This is a genomic window from Corynebacterium sp. S7 (assembly GCF_054401105.1).
Genome location: NZ_CM136760.1, coordinates 1916697 through 1938378 on the forward strand (window position 1 = coordinate 1916697; position 21682 = coordinate 1938378).

Genomic DNA, 21682 nt, shown 5'->3' on the forward strand with positions numbered 1-21682 from the left:
TCCAATCTTTAATCAACGTATGTTGTGGCCATGGGTGCCGGCATGATTGCTCGGCATACCTAACCCACAATAGTTTTCCCGTCCGCGTGAGAGAAATCAAGCGAATGGGAAAGAAATTGCTCACATCACTCCTGCGCTTGCCCACGTGAGTCCCTTTAGCACCTCTGTGTCACGCGAAATCTTGTGTGACCTTAGAATTAATCGCATGACAAGCTCTTCGAACTTTTCTGGCTCCGATGATGTCACCGTGGTCATCGCCCCTGACTCTTTTAAAGGAACCGCGACCGCCGAGCAGGCTGCAAGATGGCTCGGCGAAGGTGTACGTAGCATCATCGCGAATGCAGACATCCTGCTCGCTCCGATGGCAGACGGTGGTGAAGGTACCAGCGAGGTCTTTGAGGGCGAGCGCATTACCCTGCCCACTACCGATGCCGCAGGTCGCCTCACGGAGGCAACTTATACCTTTGAAAAGTCCACGGAGACCGCATACATCGATGTCGCTGCAGCTTCTGGGCTTCCTGCCGTAGCCGATGTTCCCTGCGCTGCCACCGGCGATACCTACGGCACTGGCGTGCTGATTGCAGATGCCGAGACCCGCGGTGCAAAACGCATCGTCTTGGGTTTGGGCGGTTCCGCAACTGTTGATGGCGGAACCGGCATCCTTGCGGCTTTGGGTGTGACCCCACTCAACAAAGAGGGCTACACCCTGCGCCACGGAGGCGCGGCACTCGTCGATTTGCATGATTTTGATACCGCGAAGGTAAACATTCCTGCGGGAGCTGTCGAGTGGTTCTTGCTCACTGATGTCGATGCCCCAGCGACAGGGCCCCAAGGTGCCGCGCAAGTTTTTGGTCCGCAAAAAGGAGCTACCCCAGAAGAGGTAGAGATCCTCGACCGAGCGATCACTCGCCTCTGCGAGGTTACCGGCGTGGATCCAACACTTCCCGGCTATGGCGCAGCAGGTGCAATTCCGGTGGGTATCACTTGGTTGTCCACTCTCCTGCACGGTACTTCCGACAAGGTCCACGTGGTCAGTGGCGCACGAGTAGTAGCCGATTCGCTCGGGCTGGAAGAAAAGATTGCCCAGGCTTCGCTCGTGATTACCGGTGAGGGCAAATATGACTCTCAGACAGCCTCCGGCAAGGTTGTCTCAGTGGTACAAGACCTAGCAAAGTCATCGGATGCAGTTGTTGCCGTTGCCGCGGGTTCCATCGAGGCCACACTTCCTGAAGGTGTCATCGGGGTGGAACTTGCACCTGAGTCAGAAGTTGGCAGTGTCGAGCAACAGCTTCGTCGTGCAGGTGCCGAGATCGCTGTGAACTACCTCAGTATTTCTACTGTCCAAGGATAAATTGACGGCTGTTCGAAATCAGTCTCGCGCTCAAGTGCAACTGGGTCTTGGGGTAAATCAGCCTTCGGGGTGAGAATCCGCGATAGCCCCATGGCCAGCTGGTTGTAGGAGCGCACATCGTCGGCAGTGACTGTGATGCGATGCAAGCTGGCCTCGTCTGGGTCCTCCCCCCGATCCTTCCGGTACACCTCGCGCAGCTGCTCAACCGTAAATAAGTCGCCCTCTTGTCCAGGAGTGTGCACGACCTGCGGATTCGAGAGCATCTCACGCTTTTCTAGAATCTCCATCGCGCGTGTGAAGGCGGCGACAAGTTCGGGAGCGGCTGTTGCTGGGGAATTCGGAATAAGAACATCGAATTGAATGGACGGCATGAAACAAGACTAGCCAATAATGTAGGGAATATGACTTTCCCAGTTCACTCGTACCGAGATGCTCTTTCGACGATGGCAGACGGAACCATCAAGCAAATCAACCCATTTTCTGGGACAGAAGTGTGGACCGTACCAGGACGTGGAAACCGTCCCCTGACAACTGCAAAGAAAGATCCACATCCGCTCAAACCGGAAGACTTTACTCATTCCTGCAATTTCTGCGAAGGCACTCCGTTAAAAACGCCACCTGAGAAATCCCGCATGATCAAAGGAAGGGACGGCGAGTGGCACATTCTCTACGGCTTGTTGCCCAATGAAATGGAGCAGACTGCTGCGGAGTTCCGCCGCGTGCCCAACCTATTTGAAATTGTCAGCTACGACTATTGGTCGAAGAACTACGGCTACATTATGCCTTCAAACTCCGAGTTCCAGATGGCACGCTATATCGGAGACCCCATTGGGCGTGAGCATGTGCTCAACATCATGCGGACAAAGCTGACAGCCTCAGGCCAGGACGCCTCGTCGAAAAGCGAAGAAGAACTCATCGAACTTTCCAAGGGATACTTCGCCGGTGGGCACGACGTGATCATCTCTCGGCGACACTATGTCGACGGAGCAACCGATAGCACTCAGCTTGCTTCCTCGGGCATGCTGACCCCCGACGAGCACAATGGATTTATCACCTTTACTGTCGATGCCCTGCGCGATCTGTATAGCCGCCAACCGTATGCGCCGTATGTCGCAGTATTCCAAAACTGGTTGGCTCCAGCAGGTGCTTCTTTCGATCACCTGCACAAACAGCTTGTGGCTATCGACGAGCGCGGCGTGCAGATGGAGATGGAGATTTCACGGCTGCGCACGAATCCCAATATGTATAACGAGTGGGCGGTCAACTACGGCATCTACCGGAATTTGGTCATCGCCGAAAACGATCACGCGATTCTGATCGCAGGTATCGGGCATCGCTATCCGACGATGAGCCTGTACTCGAAGTCACCAACTCCCGAGCCATGGCTGCAAACTCCCGAGGAAGTCCGCGCTATGTCCGACCTTCTGCATGCCTGCCACGCGGCCACCGGCCCCGATGTTGCCTGCAACGAGGAATGGCACCACAAACCCGCCGATTTGGATGTCCCCATGCCATGGCGCATCAACGTGAAATGGCGAGTCTCCACCGTCGCGGGCTTCGAGGGCGGCACCAAGATCTATGTCAATACTTTGTCCCCATTCAACATCCGCGACCGTGTGGTCAGTGCGATGTACAAGCTTCGCGACGAAGGAAAGATCGAAAAGACCATCCGCATCGCCACAGAGTGCTCCAGTGAAACAAATTCACTGAAGTACAACCCGACTCTGCAATAGTTGTGCTGGGAATGTTTGTGCTGGGAATGTTGCCCTAATGTTGGGGCATACATTCGTAGGGTATTCGGAGGGTGCGGGGCTCACCCCTTTCAAGATCGTGCTGCCTGCAATAAGTTGAGTTGCATGTACCTTTCGGTGCATTTTCTTCTATTTTGTACTGGAGTTGTTTCTTCACATGGTAGGCATTGCCCGCTTATTGCATACCGACAATATTGATTTATCGTGGCAGCGAAATCTCTACGAATGGTTCCATGAGCACCCAGAACTTTCTGGGCATGAACATGAGACGCATCGCAGGATCCTTGCCGAATTGGAGCGCTTTGATTGCGAAGTGATCGCCCCGATCGGTGGCTACGGTATCGTGGCAATTTTCCGCAACGGCGAGGGTCCGACGGCCCTTTTCCGCGCTGATTTCGACGGCCTACCAATCAAAGAAGAGACGGGCGTCCCCTTTGCGTCCACCCGAGTGCGCCCAGGCCCTGACGGGACGCAGGTCGGAGTCATGCATGCCTGTGGCCACGATATCCACACCACGGCCCTGCTTGGGGCGTGTGACATCATCGACAACAGCCGCGAGAACTGGGCAGGGACCTTCATTGCGTTGTTCCAGCCCGCAGAAGAAAATGCCGTAGGCGCCTCGGCCATGGTCCACGATGGGTTGCTCACCCGCATTCCCAAGCCCGATGTCTGCTTCGCTCAGCACGTCATGCCTGGTCGTGCCGGTGAAGTACAAACCAAGTCGGGCCCACAATTCGCTGCCTGTGACTCTATCCGGATTCATATCCCTGGCCGTTCCGCGCACGGTTCCATGCCGCACCGCTCAATCGATCCGACTTTTGTTGCAGCGATGATTGTGATTCGGCTCCAGGGAATTGTCGGCCGCGAAGTCAGCCCGAGCGACTTCGCCGTGGTCTCGGTGGGCACGCTGCGCGCGGGCACCACGAATAACATCATCCCTGATCACGCCGAGCTGGTGCTAAATTGTCGCTTCTACGACGACGATGTCAAGCGCCGCGTCTACGCTGCTATTCGACGAGTCGTGGAAGCCGAGTGCCAAGCTTCCGGTATCGAAGAGACTCCCCGCCTTGAGTTTTTCGCTCACGGTGAGTTGCTCAATAACAGTCCGGAAGTATTTTCCCGAGTCCGCCCCACTTTTGATGCAGTTTTCGGCTCCCGTTCCGTGGACGCGCAGCCACGACAAGTCTCCGAAGACTTTGCCAATATTCCCCTAGCACTGGGTTCGCCGTATCTGTACTGGGTTATTGGGTGCACCCCGCACGATGTGTGGGACACGGCTGTGGCCAACAACCGCGTCGACGACGATGTGCCAGTCAATCACATGAATACATTCCTTCCTGACTACGAGCCCACGATGGATTCGGCTACCAAGGCAGCAGCGGCCTCGGTGCTGACCTATCTCGCGATTGATGAGCAGGAATAGATTCGGTTATCAGCCAAATCTATAGGCGGACGGAACCTGTGAATGGTTGGTAGAATCCCCTTCGTACGGTTTTACTTCTGAAAGCTAAACACTGACGTGAGGGAAATAAATGAACCAGCCAGCTACCCCACCGCCGCTTGACTTGACCATTGGAGGTCATGTCCGTGCATATTCGGGTCTAACGCCAGAGTCCGCTACCGACAAGAAGTTTTGGTACGGCGTGTCTGCCGCTGTCATGGAACAGATCGCAGACAAATGGGAAGCTACAAAGAAGGCCTACGCAGGCACCCGCCAGCAGGCGTACTTCTCCGCGGAGTTCCTCATGGGTCGCGCGCTGCTCAATAACCTGACCAACCTCGACCTCGTCGAAGAAGCAGAGCAGGCAACAGCAGCCAACGGCCACAACCTCACCGATGTGCTCGAGTCTGAGCATGACGCAGCACTCGGTAACGGTGGTCTCGGCCGCCTCGCCGCTTGCTTCCTCGATTCCTCAGTAACCCAGGATTACCCGGTCACCGGCTACGGTTTGCTCTACCGTTACGGCTTGTTCCGCCAGGAATTCGCAGACGGCTTCCAGAAGGAGCACCCAGACGCATGGAAGGAAGGCGTGTACCCCTTCCTGGTGCGTCACCAGTCTGAGCAGCGCATCGTGCGTTTCGACGATATGCATATCCGCGCTGTCCCTCACGACATGCCGATCACCGGTTACGGCACCGACAACGTAGGAACCTTGCGCCTGTGGAACTCTGAGCCAATGCGCGAGTTCGATTACGATGCGTTCAACTCCCAGCGCTTCTCTGATGCCATCATCGAGCGCGAAGCGGTGCACGATCTCTGCCGCGTGCTCTACCCGAATGACACCACCTACCAGGGCAAGCTGCTGCGTGTGCGCCAGCAGTACTTCTTCGTGTCTGCTTCCCTGCAGGAGCTGATTGATAACTACATTGAGCAGCACGGTTCCGATCTCTCGAATTTCCACGAGTACAACTCGATCCAGCTCAATGACACCCACCCGGTTCTGGCAATTCCAGAGCTGATGCGCCTGCTAATGGACGAGCACGGGCTCGGCTGGGAGGAGGCTTGGGCAATTACGACGAAGACCTTCGCCTACACCAACCACACGGTTCTCACCGAGGCACTGGAAACTTGGGACGAATCGATTTTCAAGCAGCTCTTCTGGCGCATTTGGGAAATCTCGCTTGAGATCGACCGTCGTTTCCGCATCGACATGAACGAGCGTGGCATTTCCCCTGAGCAGGCCCACCGCATGAGCCCTGTCCACGATGGCAAGGTCCACATGGCTTGGATCGCCTGCTACGCAGCGTATTCCGTCAACGGTGTGGCTGCATTGCACACCGAGATTCTCAAGCGCGACACTCTTTCTGATTGGTACGAGATTTGGCCTGAGCGCTTCAACAATAAGACCAATGGCGTGACGCCTCGTCGTTGGCTGCGTATGTGCAACCCTGGTCTCTCTGGATTGCTCGACCGCCTCGCCGGCTCTGACGAGTGGGTCACCGATATGGACAAGCTCAAGGACCTGCGCCACTACGTCGATGACGAGGCCGTGATGAAGGAACTCAACGAGATCAAGACGCAGAACAAGCGCGCCTTCGCTGAGTGGATTCTGGAACGCCAAGGCATCGAGGTCGATCCAGATTCGATCTTTGACACTCAGATTAAGCGCCTGCACGAGTACAAGCGCCAGCTGCTCAACGCGCTTTACATTCTTGATCTGTACTTCCGCATCAAGGTTGACGGCGAGCAGAACGTACCAAAGCGCACCTTCATCTTCGGCGCGAAGGCTGCGCCTGGTTACACCCGTGCGAAGGGCATCATCAAACTGATCAACGAGATCGGTGAGCTGGTCAATAACGATCCTGAGGTTTCCAAGATCATCAAGGTTGTCTTCGTCGAGAACTACAACGTCTCCCCTGCCGAGCACATCATCCCTGCCACCGACATCTCCGAGCAGATCTCCACCGCTGGTAAGGAAGCTTCGGGCACCGGCAACATGAAGTTCATGATGAACGGTGCACTCACCCTAGGTACCCTCGACGGCGCCAACGTGGAAATCGCAGAAGCAGTGGGCGAAGAGAACGCATACATCTTCGGTGCCACCGAGGACGAGCTTCCCGAGCTGCGCGCAAACTACAACACGCAGCAAGTCATCAACACAGTTCCTGGTCTAGCTCGCGTCCTTGACGCACTCACCGACGGCACGCTGGATGACTCCAACTCGGGCGCCTTCCACGATATCCGCGCCTCCCTTATCGATGGTGGCGGATACGAAACCCCGGACAAGTGGTACGTGCTGGGCGATTTCGCTGACTACCGCGAAACCCGCGACCGCATGGCCAACGAGTACTACGCAGATCCGCAGCACTGGGCACAGATGTGCTGGGTGAACATCTGCGAGTCTGGTCGCTTCTCCTCCGACCGCACTATTCGCGATTACGCGACAGAGGTCTGGAAGATCGAGCCAACTCCGATTTCCAAGTAAGAACCAGAAGAGCCGGTCTCGTTGCATTGCCACGAGACCGGCTTTTTCCTTGGTTGCGCCCCACTAGGTGCACTTTGCAATTCTTTGTTCACAGCGACCTGGGCTTTTATATTTCGCCGTGCGTTAGGTCCGGTTTTTCGCTTTACGACGACAACCTCTGCGGACCTAACGTCGGACGAAAACTAAAACCCCAGGTCAGATAAAGGTGATATCTTGCAAAGTGCACCTCATTAAAGATTCAAATAAAAAAACTCGCAACACCGTCGGAAAACGAAACGATGTTGCGAGATTTCACTGCTAAACGGGCCCGAAGGGCTCGCCGCTGACCTACTTCTTCGGCTTACGAGTGTCCTCGCCCAGCTTGTGGACGTGGATCATGTTCGTGGTACCGGAGACCCCAGGAGGGGTACCAGCAACGACGACCATTGTGTCGCCCTCGTGGTAATCGTCGATGTTGATCAGCGACTCGTCGACGACGCTAATCATGTCATCGGTGTCGGTGACCTCACGACACAGGAAGGTCTCCGCGCCCCAGGTCAGCGCGAGCTGGGAGCGAACTTCCTGGCGAGGGGTGAATACCAAAAGTGGCAGACCCGAGTGGAGGCGAGCAATACGACGAGCGGTGTCACCGGAAGTGGTAAACGCCACGATTGCCTTCGCATTCAAACGCTCAGCAATGTCACGTGCGGAGTAAGAGATCACGCCACGCTTGGTGCGAGGGATGTGGTTCAGCGGCGGAACCTTGCCCGTGTCCTCTGCTACGCGAACGATACGCGCCATGGTGCGCACAACGTTGTGTGGGTCCTTGCCCACAGAGGTCTCACCGGAGAGCATGACAGCGTCAGCACCATCAAGCACTGCGTTTGCAACGTCAGAGGCTTCCGCGCGCGTTGGGCGGGAGTTCTCAATCATGGAATCAAGCATCTGGGTTGCCACGATAACTGGCTTCGCGTTCTCGCGTGCGATCTGGATTGCGCGCTTCTGCACCAAAGGCACCTGCTCCAGAGCGATCTCAACGCCAAGGTCGCCGCGGGCAACCATGATCGCGTCGAATGCCAGAATGATGGACTCGAGTGCGTCGACTGCCTCTGGCTTCTCCAGCTTGGCAATGACTGGGACGAAGCGTCCAACTTCCTCCATTACCTCGTGGACCAGGTCCACATCGGATGGGGAACGCACGAAGGACAAAGCAATGAAATCTACGCCCAGGTTCAGGGCGAACTTGAGGTCAGCGATATCCTTTTCGGACAGTGCTGGAACCGAGATGTCCATGCCTGGCAGGGAAACACCCTTGTTGTTGGATACTGGTCCGCCCTCGGTCACGCGGCAAACAACATCGTTGCCGTCGACTTCGACGCAGATCAGGCCAACCTTGCCATCGTCGACAAGCAAGCGATCGCCTGGCTTCGCGTCATTGGCGAGGTTCTTGTAGGTGGTGGAAACACGATCGTGGGTGCCCTCGATATCATCGACGGTGATGCGAACGATCTCGTCGTTCGCCCAAACGGTCTTGCCTTCCTTGAAGCGACCGAGGCGGATCTTAGGGCCCTGCAGGTCGGCGAGGATGCCCACCGCGTGACCAGTTTCGTCGGTGGCCTCACGGACCCAGTTGTAGTTCTGCTCATGATCGGCGTGCTCACCGTGGGAAAAGTTCAAACGAGCGACATTCATGCCGTCGTTGACCAGCCCCAGGATTGCCTCTTTGCTTGCCACTGCAGGGCCAAGCGTACATACGATTTTTGTTCTTCTATCCACAGTTACCAACCTAGTCTAATTTGATATGACCTACAGGCTAAGCAGGTTAAAAAGGCGAAAATTAAGATCGCTCAGCCAAACATCAGGACAAACTACAGGACGCTTCCTACGCTACCCTTTTGAGCGTTTACTTGCTTTATTGCTTGTCGACGAACTGACGTTGTTCCCCGCTGATTCTTTCTTCTTCAAGGCAGCGCCACCAGCCCCTTGACCTGCACCGTCAGAACCTCCATCTGCGTTTTCCAGCGCGTTTCTTGGGTCAACTTCCTCGGGAGTTTCTTGCCCCTTCGGCAACATGAAGAAGACCACCAGTGCACCAATGAACACGATGGCTGACACCCAGGTATTCACGCGCAACCCCAGGATCAACGTGGCATCGTCGGAACGCATCAGCTCAATCCAGAACCTGCCCAATGTGTAGCCCGCGACGTAGAGCGCGAAAACGCGGCCGTGGCCGAGGCGGAAGCGGCGCTCTGCCCACAACAGGAAGAAGAACACGGCTACGTTCCACAACAGCTCATAGAGGAAGGTGGGGTGCACGGAGGTGATGATTTCACCTGTAGAGCGCCCAGTCAGTGGGGCGAAGTCGCCGTTCTCGTCGACGCGATAGTAAATATCAAGCGCCCACGGTAGATCGGTCGGCCGGCCATAGATTTCCTGGTTGAACCAGTTGCCCAACCGTCCAATGCCCTGGGCCAAGATGATTCCGGGAGCCACCGCATCCGCAAAGGGGCCGAGAGGCAGCTTCTTGATGCGGAACAAGATCCACACTCCAATGCCACCGAGCGCTACTGCGCCCCAGATACCCAAGCCACCAGCGGTGATGTTAAAAGCGTCCCACGGGTTTTTGCCTGGTCCGAAGTACTTATCGTAGTCCGTGATCACGTGGTACAAGCGGCCACCGATAATGCCCATCGGGATAGCGACGATGGCTGCGTCCCAGACCACATCCGCGTCACCGCCCTTTGCCCGGTAACGACGAACGGTCAGCCACAACGCCACCAGCATGCCGACGATGATGCACAAGGCATACGCGCGCACTGGGATCGGCCCTAGCTGCCATACGCCTTGAGGTGGTGATGGAATATTGGCCAGAATCATATTTTGCACGTCTTTCAGTGTGCCCTAACGCTTGGCATTTTGCGAGACATCACCTACCCCGCCTGCCCGCAACCGTTTTCCCGCAAAAGCTAGCGGCGCGAGGGGCACGCAGGGTGTTGACCTGCTGCGGACAAGCGCATGGTGGCCATCCGGATATCCTCGTCGCTCATCACCGATTCCGCTGCGAGGACAACGTCAGCGCCTTGGGAGGCCGCGGCAATGACGTCCTTGCCGTTGCGCACACCTCCGAGGCTGACTTTGAGCACCTCTGAGGGCAGGCCGGGCTCGATCTGTGAGAAGGCCTCACGATCCAGATCATTGGTATCGAAGGACCACGAATTAACGGCAATGATGCCTGCGCCTGCTTTTAGTGCTCGGTCGGCTTCTTCTGCAGTACGGACCTCGGCCATACATTCCATGCCGAGGGACTCGATGCGATCGAGCAGACTCTCGAGGCGGTGTTGATCCATGAGGCCAACCTGGAGCGGAATCATGTCTGCCCCATAGCAGCGCGCCTCGTGGATTTGGTAGGGGTCCAAGATGATGTCGCGGCACACCATGGGCAGATCCACGGCTTCTCGTGCAGTGGCCATGTCAATGAGGGAACCGCCGAATCGCAACCGTTCTGTTTGGCACGCAATCAAATGAGCCCCACCGGCCTCAATGTCGCGCGCAACGCTCGCAATAGAAGAGGAAATACCAGTGGGGCCGAAAACAGGAGAAGTGCGTTTGATCTCAACGATCACGCCACACCCTGGACGCAATATCGCGGAGCGAACGTCGCGGGTTGGGGCCATATCCCGTGATTGGGCTTTGATTTCTTGGAACGGCACTTCGGCCTCGCGCTTCGCTACATCGGCTAGAACGCCAGAAACGATGTCGCTGACATTGGATAATGCCGTCATGACCCACCTCCTGCCAATCCAAAAACAGGGTCTTCGCTTAAGAAGTAAGGCTAGCGGGTCACTGGTATAGACAGAAAATCGTGTTGCCTGCTGTTTACCTTGCGGGGGTAAATCAGCGGGTGAATTGCACCACGTTTCGCCCCTAGCTCTTGCGCTTTGGCGTGCGCTAACTAGGGCTTCTTCGGGTCTCGGTCGGTGGGATCAATGTCGGCGTCGAGGGCGTCCCACATGACCCGGCCCGAGTCGGGCGTGGACTCCAAATCGTCGTGAAGCTTCTCTCGGCGCATGGCAGCCGTTTCGTACTTATTGAGCTTCCGTGAATCCCCGCCTGGGCGTGCGGCCATGGCGAGGCCACCAATGACTGCTATGAGTGCCCCCACGACCACCAGGACTGGTCCGGCTATGTTGACGGAAATGTCGGAGATGCTGGCCCACTCTGCGATGGAGACAGGGTTGGACGCACGCTGGCTCGCAGCGCCCGATGTGAGCAGGCTATGAGCGCGCTCCGCGTCAGGCGTGCCGAAGAACAGGCTCAGAGGCGAGACCATCGCTCCGACCGCAGCAAGGGCACTGATCGCCCCGATGATGCGGCGACCCCATTTGCGCACGACGAAACCCGCGATCATGCCAGCGAGCAACAAAAGGATGACTGCGGTGACCTCGGTGGACCACACAGCACCGGTAAGCTCGATCGTGCCGGATCCCGATCGGTCGTCGAAATAGGTCACAGAAAGCCACTTCATCCGCGAACCGGCCCACATAATCAGTGCACCGATTCCAAGTGCCAGCGCGCCTTGACGGGACAGCCCTTTGTCCACTTTCTGTTCGCTCACTCGTTCGCTCACTGAGCTTTCCTTTCCTGCATCTAAGAAACTAGCTCACAACAACTGATCTGCATCAAAGCAGGTGCGATTGCCAGTATGGCACGCGCCACCAACTTGATTGACCGTGACCAAGATAGTGTCCCCGTCGCAGTCTAGGCGCACGCCGGTGACTTCTTGAGTGTGGCCACTTGTGAGCCCCTTAATCCAGTATTCTTGGCGCGAACGCGAATAATAGGTGCCCTGCTTGCGCTCCAGGGTATAGGCGAGTGCGTGCTCGTCCATCCAGGCCATCATGAGCACCTCGCCGGTGCCGTTGGCCTGTACGATCGCAGCAACAAGGCCCTGCTCGTTCGGCTTCAGGCGGGCGGCAATCGCTGGGTCTAGCTCGTAATCGGCAGGGTTATTACTTAGGTTTTTACTTGGGTTTTCGCTCATTATTACTTTCGTACCTCATATCCCGCATTTTCCAGGGCGTCTTTGACCTCGGAGATGGAAACCTCGCCGAAATGGAAAATCGACGCGGCCAAAACAGCATTTGCGCCGGCTGCCACCGCTGGAGGGAAATGCTCGGGTGCGCCTGCTCCACCAGAGGCGATCACTGGAATATTCACGGCCGCGCGAACCTTTTCAATCAGCTCGATATCAAAGCCCTCTTTGGTGCCGTCGCCGTCCATGGAGTTGAGCAGAATCTCGCCTACGCCGAGTTCCTCGCCCTTCTTGGCCCACTCGATTGCGTCGATGCCCGCCGACTTTGAGCCGCCATGTGTGGTGACCTCAAAACCTGAAGGTTGTGGCTGGCCGCCCTCGGGAACGCGGCGTGCATCCACGGATAACACGATGCACTGCGAACCAAAGCGCTGCGCCATCTCGCGCAAGATCTCCGGTTTCGCAATTGCTGCGGTGTTCACGCTCACCTTGTCCGCGCCAGCACGCAGCAGCTCGTTTACATCATCGACGGTACGCACGCCACCGCCTACTGTGAGTGGAATAAAGACCTCGTTCGCGGTGCGACGAACCACATCAAGCATGGTGCCCCTACCCGCTTTGGAGGCGGTGACATCAAGGAATGTGAGCTCATCGGCACCTTCCTGCCCGTAGCGCTGGGCGAGCTCGACTGGGTCTCCGGCGTCACGGAGGTTTTCAAAGTTGACGCCTTTGACAACGCGCCCGTTGTCCACGTCGAGGCAAGGGATGACACGAATTGCAACAGCCATGTGATGACCAAAACTCTCTTTGTAGTGTATTTTTCGCTTGAAGATTTTGAAGTTTCTTGGGCCCGAACAAGGGGCGCTCTTAATTTTTAACGATGGTGTGAATGGTATCCATGATGACTTTATGCGCATGCGGGGTACCAGCGATCACTCCGAGGGATTGTGGATGCCACGGTTCGCCGAGCCCATCAGTGACCACCGCGCCTGCATTGCGCGCCAGCAGAACTCCGGCCGCATTGTCCCACACATGCGGGGAGAAACTCACGGCTGCCTGATAGATACCCTGTGCCAAAAAGCCAAGGTCGACCCCTACAGAGCCCGTTACACGCGGACGCAACTGCGTAGCCGAAAGCCAGCCAGCCAAACGCAGCCGATACTCTGCTGGAAAACGCTGCGAGTCCGGGGAACCGATTGTTCCCATGCCTACGTGGGAGGCGATCGGGACTTCGTCGACAAGCGGAGGAAGCTCTTCACCATTGAGCGAGACTGGGCGTCCTAGCATCGTGGAGAGGTGCATCTTAAGAAGTGGCATTGCAGTGACCGCAACCACGGGCTCATTGTCAATGATCAACGACAAGAGGATCGCGCAATTGGGGTTCCCTGAGGCGAAATTTGTTGTTCCGTCCACCGGATCGATGACCCAGCAGCCTTCGGGGGTGAATTTTCCGCCTTGTTCTTCACCGTAGACAGGGTATTCCGATTCAGCGGTCAACCGCTCCCGGATGTATTTTTCAATGGAGAGATCGACCTCTGTGGCAAAATCGCCGCGGCCTTTTAATAAAACTGGCGCAGCACCCACACCGGCGACGAACACGTCGCTGGCTTTGCTCACCACATCATTTGCCAGTGAGAGTTGGGCGCTGTAATCAATCATGTAGATACTCTAGACCACTAAATAGACTTCACGGCTGAAAGTGCCTCACGGAGGGTGAATCGCTTTTCGTAAAGTGCTTTCCCAATAATTACTGAATCAATGCCTTCGTCTTCGTATTTGGCAACTTCGAGGACATCTTCCAGAGAAGAAATGCCACCCGATGCCGTCACTGCAGCGTCAGTAGCAGCGGAAACTTCTCGCAGCAGTTCAATATTCGGCCCAGCCAGAGTGCCGTCCTTGGACACATCAGTGACCACAAAGCGACTACATCCTGCGGCATCGAATCGCTCGAGGACCTCCCACAAATCGCCCCCGTCCGAGGTCCAACCGTTGCCTTTGGTACGCCACTCACCGTTTTCTTCACGCACAGCAATGTCGATGGCGACCTTGTCGGCGTACTTCCCCAGCACTTCGATCATCCACTCGGGGTTTTGCAGCGCTGCCGTGCCGATATTGACGCGCTTTGCTCCGGTGGCCAGGGCCCGTTCCAGAGAAGCATCGTCGCGGATCCCGCCGGTAAGCTCCACATTGATATCCAGCTTGCGGGTAATTTCAGCCATCAGCTCATGGTTGGAGCCACGGCCAAATGCTGCATCAAGGTCCACGAAGTGCAGCCACTCCGCTCCCTGCTCCTGCCACGCCAGCGCGGCCTCCAGGGGGGAGCCATAGTTCTTCTCGGTGCCAGCTTCGCCTTGATCCAACCGGACTGCTTGTCCGTCAACAACGTCCACCGCAGGGAGCAATGTAAAAGTCATGCTTACAGTTTAGGACACGGACTCGACAACTCCCCCGTAGTCCTAGCTCAACGTGGCAGTCCAGTTCTTCAACAGGTGTAATCCAACGTCGCCGGACTTTTCCGGGTGGAATTGTGTCGCCCAGAGCGGGCCGTTTTCCACGGCCGCGACGAAACGAGCATTTTCGTGGTTTGTCCAGCTCACCTTGGCCGGGGCGATGAAGTCTTGGTCCTCCATCTCCCACTTCTGCACGCCGTAGGAGTGCACGAAATAGAATCGGTCCGTCTCGCTCAGCCCTGCAAATAGTTCAGAATCTGCAGCCAAATCGACGGTGTTCCAGCCCATGTGCGGCAAAATCTTGGCATCTAAGCGATCGACCACACCCGGCCATTCGCCGGTTCCGTCGGTTTCCACGCCATGCTCGACGCCTTTTTCAAAAAGGATCTGCAGACCGACACAAATGCCTAACACCGGACGGGAACCAGCAATGCGCTGACCAATAATCCGGGCTCCCCTAATTTCGTTGAGGCCCTTCATGCATGCCGCGTAGGCACCCACGCCTGGCACAACCAAACCGTCGGCCTCAATTGCAACTTTCGGATCGGAAGTGACTTCCACGTGTGCGCCGACGTGCTCAAGTGCACGCTGGACTGAACGCAAATTTCCGGAGCCGTAATCTAAAACTGCAACATTGAGGGTCATAGCGTTCAGTTTAAACCGTCGTGTCAACCCCGCGAATTCTCGGTCTATTTCGACGGATCCGACTTCCGCCCGACCTGCTTCAACCGGGTGGAAATGTTGTTGTATTCGGCCACCCGGTGTGCACCAATGAAGCGATCAAGCAAGGTCATCACGATACCAAACGCGACGATCGTCGCCCCTGCAGAAAACGCCCCGGGGTATCCCGAGACCGCCACCACGAAGCCCAAAATCGTCGAGCCCAGACCGGTTCCGCCGTCGAAGAAAATATTCCATATCGCCGAGGCCTCCGAGACCTTTGAGCGCGGCAGGCGGTGGAACATCGTCAACAAGGATTCGTTTTGTACCGCACCGAAGCCACCGCCGTACAAAATCGCAGCGAGCACCATCCACCACATCGGCGCACCCGTGACTATAATCACCACGATCAACACCAGACCCAAAAAGGCGCTGATCTGCGCAGGAAGCATCATCGTGCCCGGTACTCCACGCTTATCGGCCACAACACCAACCACATAGCGCACAATCATGGCCGCAGCGCCCGTAATCGAGAGGATCACACCACCTAGCGCCGCGCCCCCGCCCGCCTCCGATTCGCGAATCAGCGCAGGCAAAAACGACGTAATCAAGCCGTATCCCATAGAAAGCGTGGTCAGCGTGAGCGCAGGCACAAGAACAAGCTTCCACATGGGCACATGATTTTCGCTTGACGACGAATGGCGTGGTTCCGCCGGCGCTGCCCGCAAATTTGGGATCCGCAAGCACATGACGGCCGCAACCAACGCGATAACAGCTGCCAAAATGTAGACCGAGTTGTAGCCAAAGGGCTCTGCCATAGCCAGGCCGATGGGAAGGAAGATCATTTGTGCAAGACCGACGAAAACACCGAGCATGCCGGTGGCCTTGCCGAGGAATCTGGAAGGAACAAGCTCTGCCACAAGGGCCGATTCCGCAACAGTAATGGCGCCGAATCCCACGCCTCTGAGCGCGCTGAAAAATAGCACGACTGCTGCTTCCATGCTGATCATGTGCCCAAGGGCGGGCACTCCCAACAGAAAAGCAGCAACGACCATGACGGGCGTGTACCCGACTCCGCGCAATAGACGTGGGGTGATCATCTGCGTCAGCACGGTTGCCAGCATGAATACGCCGGTGGTTGCACCGGCTAATGTGGCATCCCCGCCCGAATCGAGAACGGCTACGGGAAGTACCGGAAGCAAAAGGGCCCAAGCACCAAATGCCGAGGCAACTGCGATGAGAGTCGGGATGAAGCCCGGCGCCTTCCAGATGCTATCGAGCTTTTCGATCTCTTCGCGGGACATACGCTGAGTTGCCACGTCGCCTCGTCTCTCCTCTCAATCAACCACTAAACCTCTAAACAAGAGTGCTCCCCCGGATGTCCGAGGGAGTTTCCTGAGCAAGGATAGCAAAGATGAAGCTAGATATGACTTTATGGCTAAATGGGCATTGCATTAAACAAATTGAGCAATGCGATCAACAGTGCTGCTGCCGCAAGCACCGCCATGACCATGGTGGCTCCTTTGGAACCGTTTTGATAAGCGGACCATGCTCCACCGACGAGTATGCCGGCGATAATGAACAAAATCCAGATGAACATGCTGCCACCGACACTCGGCGAATCTTGAGCTAACACTTCAACCACTTAGAGAGCTCCCTTGGTGGACGGCACGCCCGTCACTCGTGGGTCTAGCTCAGTAGCTTCGCGCAGTGCACGCGCCACAGCCTTGTATTCAGCCTCAGTGATGTGGTGTGGATCCCGACCGTACTTGCAATTGACGTGCAAGGTGATGCGGGAATTGTAGGCTAGTGTTTCGAAAAAGTGGCGATTGATCACAGTGGCATAGTGCCCACCAATGATCTGCCATTCCATGTTCTCGGGCTCACCATTCATCACAAAGTAGGGGCGTCCGGAGATGTCCACTACTGCCTCGACCAGGGTTTCATCCATCGGCAATTGCATGGAGCCGAAGCGGCGAATTCCCTTCTTGTCCCCGACCGCATCGAGGAGAGCCCAACCAAGCACGATCGCAGTGTCTTCGACGGTGTGGTGTGCGTCGATTTCCGTGTCGCCTTGTGCGTGGACCGTCAGGTCAAAGGAACCGTGTGTTCCAAAAGCTGTAAGCATGTGGTCGAAGAACGGCAGTCCGGTCGAAATATCGGTCTTGCCCGTTCCATCCAGGTTGATCTCTACGGAAATATCGGATTCGCTTGTGGTGCGGATCGATTTTCCAATGCGGTCGGCCACAGTTACAGCCCCTTCTCTTTCACAATCGCAGCAGCCTTTAAGAACTGCTCATTTTCAGTATCAAGGCCAATAGTAACGCGCAGGTGCCCAGGTACCCCAACGTCGCGGATTAAGACGCCTTCGTCCAAGAACGCCTGCCAGGCAGCCGCGGAATCGTTGAAATTGCCGAAGAACAAGAAATTCGACTCACTCGGCACAACTTGATACCCCAGCTCAGTCAACCCTGCCTGGACTCGATCGCGCTCCTTCGCGAGTTTGTCCACGGTGGCCAAGGTATCGTCTGAGTGGCGCAGCGCCACGATTGCGGCCGTCTGAGACAACACCGAAAGGTGGTAGGGCAAGCGAACCAGCATCACGGCTTCGATAAATGCCGGCGCTGCGACGAAGTAACCCAACCTGCCACCAGCAAAGTCGAAGGCCTTGCTCATTGTGCGCGAGACAACCAGCTTCGTCGGGTACTTATCCAGCAAGGTCACCGCCGATGGCGAGGGCGAAAACTCGGCGTAGGCCTCGTCGACAATAACGATGCCCGGCGCCGCCTCAATGATGCGGGCGATATCATCCAAGCTGGTCACATCGCCGGTTGGGTTATTCGGGCTGGTGACGAAGATGACGTCGGGTGCGTGCTCGGAAATAGCTGCGATCGCCGAATCGAGATCGATGCGGAAATCCTCGCCGCGTGGGACCTCAATGAATTCTGTTTGGGTTCCCGCAGACAAAATGGGGTGCATGGAGTAGCTGGGGGTAAAGCCCATGGCCTTGCGGCCTGGCCCACCAAATGCCTGGAGCAGCTGCTGCAGGATTTCGTTGGAACCGTTGGCAGCCCAGAGGTTGTCCTTCGTGACCGTGACGCCCGTCTGGGTTGAGATGTACTCCGCCAAAGATGTGCGCAGCTCCACCGAGTCGCGCTCGGGGTAGCGGTTCAGTGTGGAGGCGAGTTTGCTTACTTCCGCGACCAAATCGTCGATAAGTGCCTGCGAGGGCGAGTAAGGATTCTCGTTGGTGTTCAATTGAACAGCAACATTGAGCTGTGGTGCACCGTAGGCGGTCTGGCCACGGAGTTCTTCGCGGAGTGGAAGCTCGCCGATGGTTGTCTTAGGTGCGAGCGTGCCTTCACGAAATTCCATTAGTTGCTCTCCCCTTCTGAATCAGTGAACTTTTCAGTGACCTCGTAGCGGGCGCGAATCGCCTCGCCGTGTGCTGGCAACTGCTCATCCTCGGACAAAACAATGATGTGCGGGCCGATTTCTTTGAGTGCCACCTCGTCGTATTCGATGAGGTTGACGGCGCGCAAGAAGGTGTGGGTAGACAGGCCCGAGGAGAAGCGCGCCGTACCCGAGGTGGGCAGGACGTGGTTGGAGCCTGCTGCGTAATCACCCAGTGGCACAGGCGAGTAAGGGCCAACGAAAATCGCGCCGGCGTTGGAAATCTGCTCGGCTACCTCGCGAGCATTGGCAGTGTGGATCTCAAGGTGCTCAGCGGCATACGCATCCGCGACGGCAATGGAGGCCGCCAAATCGTCGACAAGCACAATGCCTGACTGCTGACCTGTCAATGCTGCCTTGACGCGCTCGGCATTCAGCGTGACGGTGTAGCGTGCCTCAATCTCGGCGTTGACCTTGGTGGCCAACTCTTCGGAATCGGTGATCAGTACGGATGCGGCAAGCAGATCATGCTCGGCCTGGCTGATCAGGTCATAGGCGAGGTACACCGGGTCCGCCGTGGAGTCCGCGACGATGGCAATTTCCGAAGGGCCTGCCTCCGCATCAATTCCCACGACACCGTTGACCAGGCGCTTCGCGGCGGTAACAAAGATGTTGCCTGGGCCCGTGATCATGTCTACTGGCTCAAGGCCTGCCTCATCGTCACCGTAAGCCATCAATGCCACGGCTTGAGCGCCACCGACGGCCCAGATCTCATCGACGCCAAGCAGTTTGCAGGCAGCCAAAATCGTGGGATGTGGCCAACCGCCGAATGCCTCCTGGGGAGGGGTGGCCACAACCATCGTTTCGGTGCCAGCTTCCTGCGCCGGAATCACGTTCATCAGCACTGACGATGGGTACACGGCCTCGCCACCCGGGACATAGAGTCCCACGCGCTGCACTGGAATGAACTTTTCAGTAACGGTGGCGCCTGGAGCCAATTCGGTGGTGTGTGCTTCGGGCTTTTGCTCCGCGTGCACCTTCCGGATCCTGGCGATCGCCTGCTCAAGGGCCTCTCGGACCTCGTCACTAATGCCGTCTAGTGCAGCGTCAATGACATTTTGAGGCACACGGACTGACTCCGGGGTAATCCCGTCGAACTTCTGACCATACTCGAGGGACTTCTTCGCGCCGTGACTCTTCACATCCTCAACAATCGGCGTTACGGTAGGCAACACTGCATTCACATCAGTTCCACCGCGAGGCAAAACGCGACGAAGTTCGGATGTAGAGGGTGTGCGACCACGAAGGTCGGTCACTTTCAGCATGAATATTCTCCTCAGCGTGGCGGAGCACTGGTCAAATCCAGCGCGGTAATACTCCCCTTATTGTATGCACCAGAGTAGACAGGAAGTGTTTTAGGAGTGTTTTAGCCCAAAATCGCCTCGGCATGAGAGCGCGGGTACACGATATTGGGGATAGATCACATGGAAGCGAAGCACTAGACTGAATGAAACATAAGGAGGCGAGATACATTGGGACGACATCGCGCCCCCGATCCAGCTGAATTGGGGCAAGCCCGCGACATTGACATTGAACGAGTTCATAGTGCACTTTATGGGCTCGGTTTCGAGTCTGAGTTAGGCTTCGATCGCCTCGTTATTTCTGGCCACGACTACATGGCAACGGCATGGATCGACTATTCCGTTCCCCTTTCACTCGTCATAGATTCACGGGCACGTGTGCCCATGCACCTTGATTGCGCCAGCGCGCTCGCAGAATTTTTGGATTCTTGGAATATGGAGCGCATCGCCCCCTCCGTTTCCTATGCGCTCACTGATGCCGGCAACATCGACGTGCACACCCGCAGCTCGGCTTTTATCAAGTGCGGGCTCTCCGATAATCAGCTGCAGGCCTTTCTCGGCGGGGCGCTCCATGCAATCGGCTCGTTCTATCGGGAGTTGAAAGCAGAGTTTGAGCTTGACGACGACCACTTCAGCCTCCCCGAAACAATGATCCAGGAAGAAGACCACTTCGCTCTCCACGGGCCCCATCCCATGAGGCGCCATCTTCCCCGGGGAGAGGAGCCGGATGTGTTCACGGCACCGGATCTTGCGGAGATCTCTCCCAATGAGCCGATCGAAGAATTTGAGTTCGATCACGTTGTTGAGCCCCTTGACCAGCTCGAATTCAGCTATGCCGTTGATGAGCAAGAAATCGTCTCCACAGCCGTCAACGGTGTGGGGTTTGCTCTCTGCGTGGATTCGAATGCCTATTTCCGGATTACCGGTGGCTGGATCACGGACTTTAAACCAGAAAACTTCCTCGATCTTTGGCTCGCCTGCAATGATCACAACGAGAAATCTGTCAATACCACCGCCTACACGCGCATGGAAGGCGAAACAGTGTTATTGCACGTGGAAACTACCTGCGACATCACTCAGGGCTTAGCGCTTGACCAACGCAGTCACTTCGTAATCTCGTCGCTAGTTGCCATCCTTGGTGCGATGGATTCCTTAAGCACGCAAACGCGAGGCCAGACGATCGTGGAGTGGCCGAGCTCGAGTTAGGCTAGATCATCCTGCCTGGCAGCGGTTCCACTTCTGGTTCTGGCGTGGACACGATAGCCAGGATCCAATAAGTCAATGTGGCCAGAAGCGGGGCCACAGCCCAACCCACCCCGGGTTGCATCGGAGGAACAATCTGTACCCCAGTCATGTCTCCACTATTGTGTCCCGGAAGCGGGTGCACAAGACCTGTGACGATGTTACCGAGCACGTAGAAGGCAAACGCGGCCGCCAGAGCGACAACGCCCACCCACAGAAGCATCCCTACCCCTGTCACTTGGCCGACTTTGATGTAGGCCACCATCGCAATGATGATGCCAAGCGCGCCAGTGATAATGACGAACGAGATGAATGAGCTGAACTCGACGTTTTTCGGACTTTCAGTTTCATTGGCGGTAAAGAGCCCGTTCGTAACATCGCCCACGTACGCGGGACGGAACACGCCCCATATTGCGCCGAGGATCAGGCCTGCGACGAGGGCGAAAAACAGCAAACCCGCCGCGGTTCCTATGATTGCTTTGCGACGAGACTTGTTCGTAGCAGGTGTAGAACTCATGGAACTCACGAGCGGGGTCT

The 21682-nt window shown here is 56.5% G+C and carries 21 protein-coding genes; 5 read left to right on the plus strand and 16 right to left on the minus strand.

Translation table 11 applies throughout. The features are described 5' to 3' along the window. Positions 1-205 precede the first annotated feature (205 nt). The gene (locus ACXZ66_RS09165; RefSeq protein ID WP_458748285.1) at positions 206-1351 is read left to right on the plus strand and encodes a glycerate kinase; all 1146 of its coding nucleotides are present in this window, start codon (positions 206-208) and stop codon (positions 1349-1351) included. Here ACXZ66_RS09165 and ACXZ66_RS09170 read toward each other — a convergent pair. Further along, positions 1321-1722, minus strand: a complete 402-nt coding sequence (locus tag ACXZ66_RS09170; RefSeq protein ID WP_458748286.1) for a hypothetical protein — start codon at positions 1720-1722, stop codon at positions 1321-1323. The two genes, ACXZ66_RS09165 and ACXZ66_RS09170, sit on opposite strands and share 31 nt — an antisense overlap. Positions 1723-1752: 30 nt before the next feature. Between ACXZ66_RS09170 and ACXZ66_RS09175 the strand changes: the two genes are divergently transcribed. From ACXZ66_RS09175 to ACXZ66_RS09185, 3 genes are all read left to right on the plus strand, one after another. After that, positions 1753-3084 carry a DUF4921 family protein gene (locus ACXZ66_RS09175; protein WP_458748287.1) on the plus strand — a complete coding sequence of 444 codons (1332 nt, stop codon included), beginning with the start codon at positions 1753-1755 and terminating at the stop codon, positions 3082-3084. Positions 3085-3259: 175 nt separating this feature from the next. Further along, positions 3260-4525 (plus strand): amidohydrolase, encoded by a 1266-nt coding sequence (locus ACXZ66_RS09180; RefSeq protein WP_458748288.1) that lies wholly within the window; start codon positions 3260-3262, stop codon positions 4523-4525. Between the two features lie 109 nt (positions 4526-4634). Further along, positions 4635-7028, plus strand: a complete 2394-nt coding sequence (locus tag ACXZ66_RS09185) for a glycogen/starch/alpha-glucan phosphorylase (RefSeq protein WP_458748290.1) — start codon at positions 4635-4637, stop codon at positions 7026-7028. A 327-nt stretch (positions 7029-7355) separates the two neighbouring features. On the opposite strand, the gene pyk is transcribed toward ACXZ66_RS09185, so the two are convergent. The 14 genes from pyk to hisD form a co-directional block, all read right to left on the minus strand. Then, positions 7356-8783, minus strand: a complete 1428-nt coding sequence (gene pyk / locus ACXZ66_RS09190; RefSeq protein WP_458748292.1) for a pyruvate kinase — start codon at positions 8781-8783, stop codon at positions 7356-7358. A gap of 111 nt (positions 8784-8894) precedes the next feature. Further along, positions 8895-9893 carry a prolipoprotein diacylglyceryl transferase gene (gene lgt / locus ACXZ66_RS09195; RefSeq protein ID WP_458748294.1) on the minus strand — a complete coding sequence of 333 codons (999 nt, stop codon included), beginning with the start codon at positions 9891-9893 and terminating at the stop codon, positions 8895-8897. 80 nt (positions 9894-9973) lie between these two features. Beyond that, positions 9974-10789 carry an indole-3-glycerol phosphate synthase TrpC gene (locus tag ACXZ66_RS09200; RefSeq protein ID WP_458748295.1) on the minus strand — a complete coding sequence of 272 codons (816 nt, stop codon included), beginning with the start codon at positions 10787-10789 and terminating at the stop codon, positions 9974-9976. 170 nt (positions 10790-10959) lie between these two features. Continuing rightward, the gene (locus ACXZ66_RS09205) at positions 10960-11634 is read right to left on the minus strand and encodes a TIGR02234 family membrane protein (RefSeq protein ID WP_458748296.1); all 675 of its coding nucleotides are present in this window, start codon (positions 11632-11634) and stop codon (positions 10960-10962) included. Between the two features lie 33 nt (positions 11635-11667). After that, the gene (hisI, locus tag ACXZ66_RS09210) at positions 11668-12048 is read right to left on the minus strand and encodes a phosphoribosyl-AMP cyclohydrolase (protein ID WP_458748298.1); all 381 of its coding nucleotides are present in this window, start codon (positions 12046-12048) and stop codon (positions 11668-11670) included. 2 nt (positions 12049-12050) lie between these two features. Beyond that, complete coding sequence (gene hisF / locus ACXZ66_RS09215) at positions 12051-12827, minus strand: imidazole glycerol phosphate synthase subunit HisF (protein WP_458748300.1); 777 nt, start codon at positions 12825-12827, stop codon at positions 12051-12053. Between the two features lie 79 nt (positions 12828-12906). Beyond that, positions 12907-13698 (minus strand): inositol monophosphatase family protein, encoded by a 792-nt coding sequence (locus tag ACXZ66_RS09220; RefSeq protein WP_458748301.1) that lies wholly within the window; start codon positions 13696-13698, stop codon positions 12907-12909. A 17-nt stretch (positions 13699-13715) separates the two neighbouring features. After that, positions 13716-14453 (minus strand): bifunctional 1-(5-phosphoribosyl)-5-((5-phosphoribosylamino)methylideneamino)imidazole-4-carboxamide isomerase/phosphoribosylanthranilate isomerase PriA, encoded by a 738-nt coding sequence (priA, locus tag ACXZ66_RS09225; RefSeq protein WP_458748303.1) that lies wholly within the window; start codon positions 14451-14453, stop codon positions 13716-13718. 42 nt (positions 14454-14495) lie between these two features. Further along, positions 14496-15134: an imidazole glycerol phosphate synthase subunit HisH gene (gene hisH, locus ACXZ66_RS09230; RefSeq protein WP_458748305.1), complete on the minus strand. Its 639-nt coding sequence runs from the start codon at positions 15132-15134 to the stop codon at positions 14496-14498. A gap of 44 nt (positions 15135-15178) precedes the next feature. Further along, positions 15179-16468: an MFS transporter gene (locus tag ACXZ66_RS09235; RefSeq protein ID WP_458748306.1), complete on the minus strand. Its 1290-nt coding sequence runs from the start codon at positions 16466-16468 to the stop codon at positions 15179-15181. Between the two features lie 119 nt (positions 16469-16587). Then, entirely contained in the window at positions 16588-16794 is a 207-nt protein-coding gene (locus ACXZ66_RS09240) for a hypothetical protein (RefSeq protein WP_458748307.1), read from the minus strand. Continuing rightward, positions 16795-17397: an imidazoleglycerol-phosphate dehydratase HisB gene (gene hisB, locus ACXZ66_RS09245; protein WP_458748308.1), complete on the minus strand. Its 603-nt coding sequence runs from the start codon at positions 17395-17397 to the stop codon at positions 16795-16797. 2 nt (positions 17398-17399) lie between these two features. After that, a complete protein-coding gene (locus ACXZ66_RS09250; RefSeq protein WP_458748310.1) occupies positions 17400-18524 on the minus strand; it encodes a histidinol-phosphate transaminase in 1125 nt (374 codons plus the stop codon). Further along, positions 18524-19867 (minus strand): histidinol dehydrogenase, encoded by a 1344-nt coding sequence (hisD, locus tag ACXZ66_RS09255; protein WP_458748311.1) that lies wholly within the window; start codon positions 19865-19867, stop codon positions 18524-18526. The genes ACXZ66_RS09250 and hisD overlap by 1 nt, the downstream gene beginning before the upstream one ends. 207 nt (positions 19868-20074) lie before the next feature. Here hisD and ACXZ66_RS09260 point away from each other — a divergent pair, with 207 nt between their 5' ends. Then, the gene (locus ACXZ66_RS09260; protein WP_458748313.1) at positions 20075-21109 is read left to right on the plus strand and encodes a YbjN domain-containing protein; all 1035 of its coding nucleotides are present in this window, start codon (positions 20075-20077) and stop codon (positions 21107-21109) included. Between the two features lies 1 nt (position 21110). Here ACXZ66_RS09260 and ACXZ66_RS09265 read toward each other — a convergent pair whose 3' ends face one another. Then, positions 21111-21662 (minus strand): hypothetical protein, encoded by a 552-nt coding sequence (locus tag ACXZ66_RS09265; protein ID WP_458748315.1) that lies wholly within the window; start codon positions 21660-21662, stop codon positions 21111-21113. Between the last annotated feature and the right edge of the window lie 20 nt (positions 21663-21682).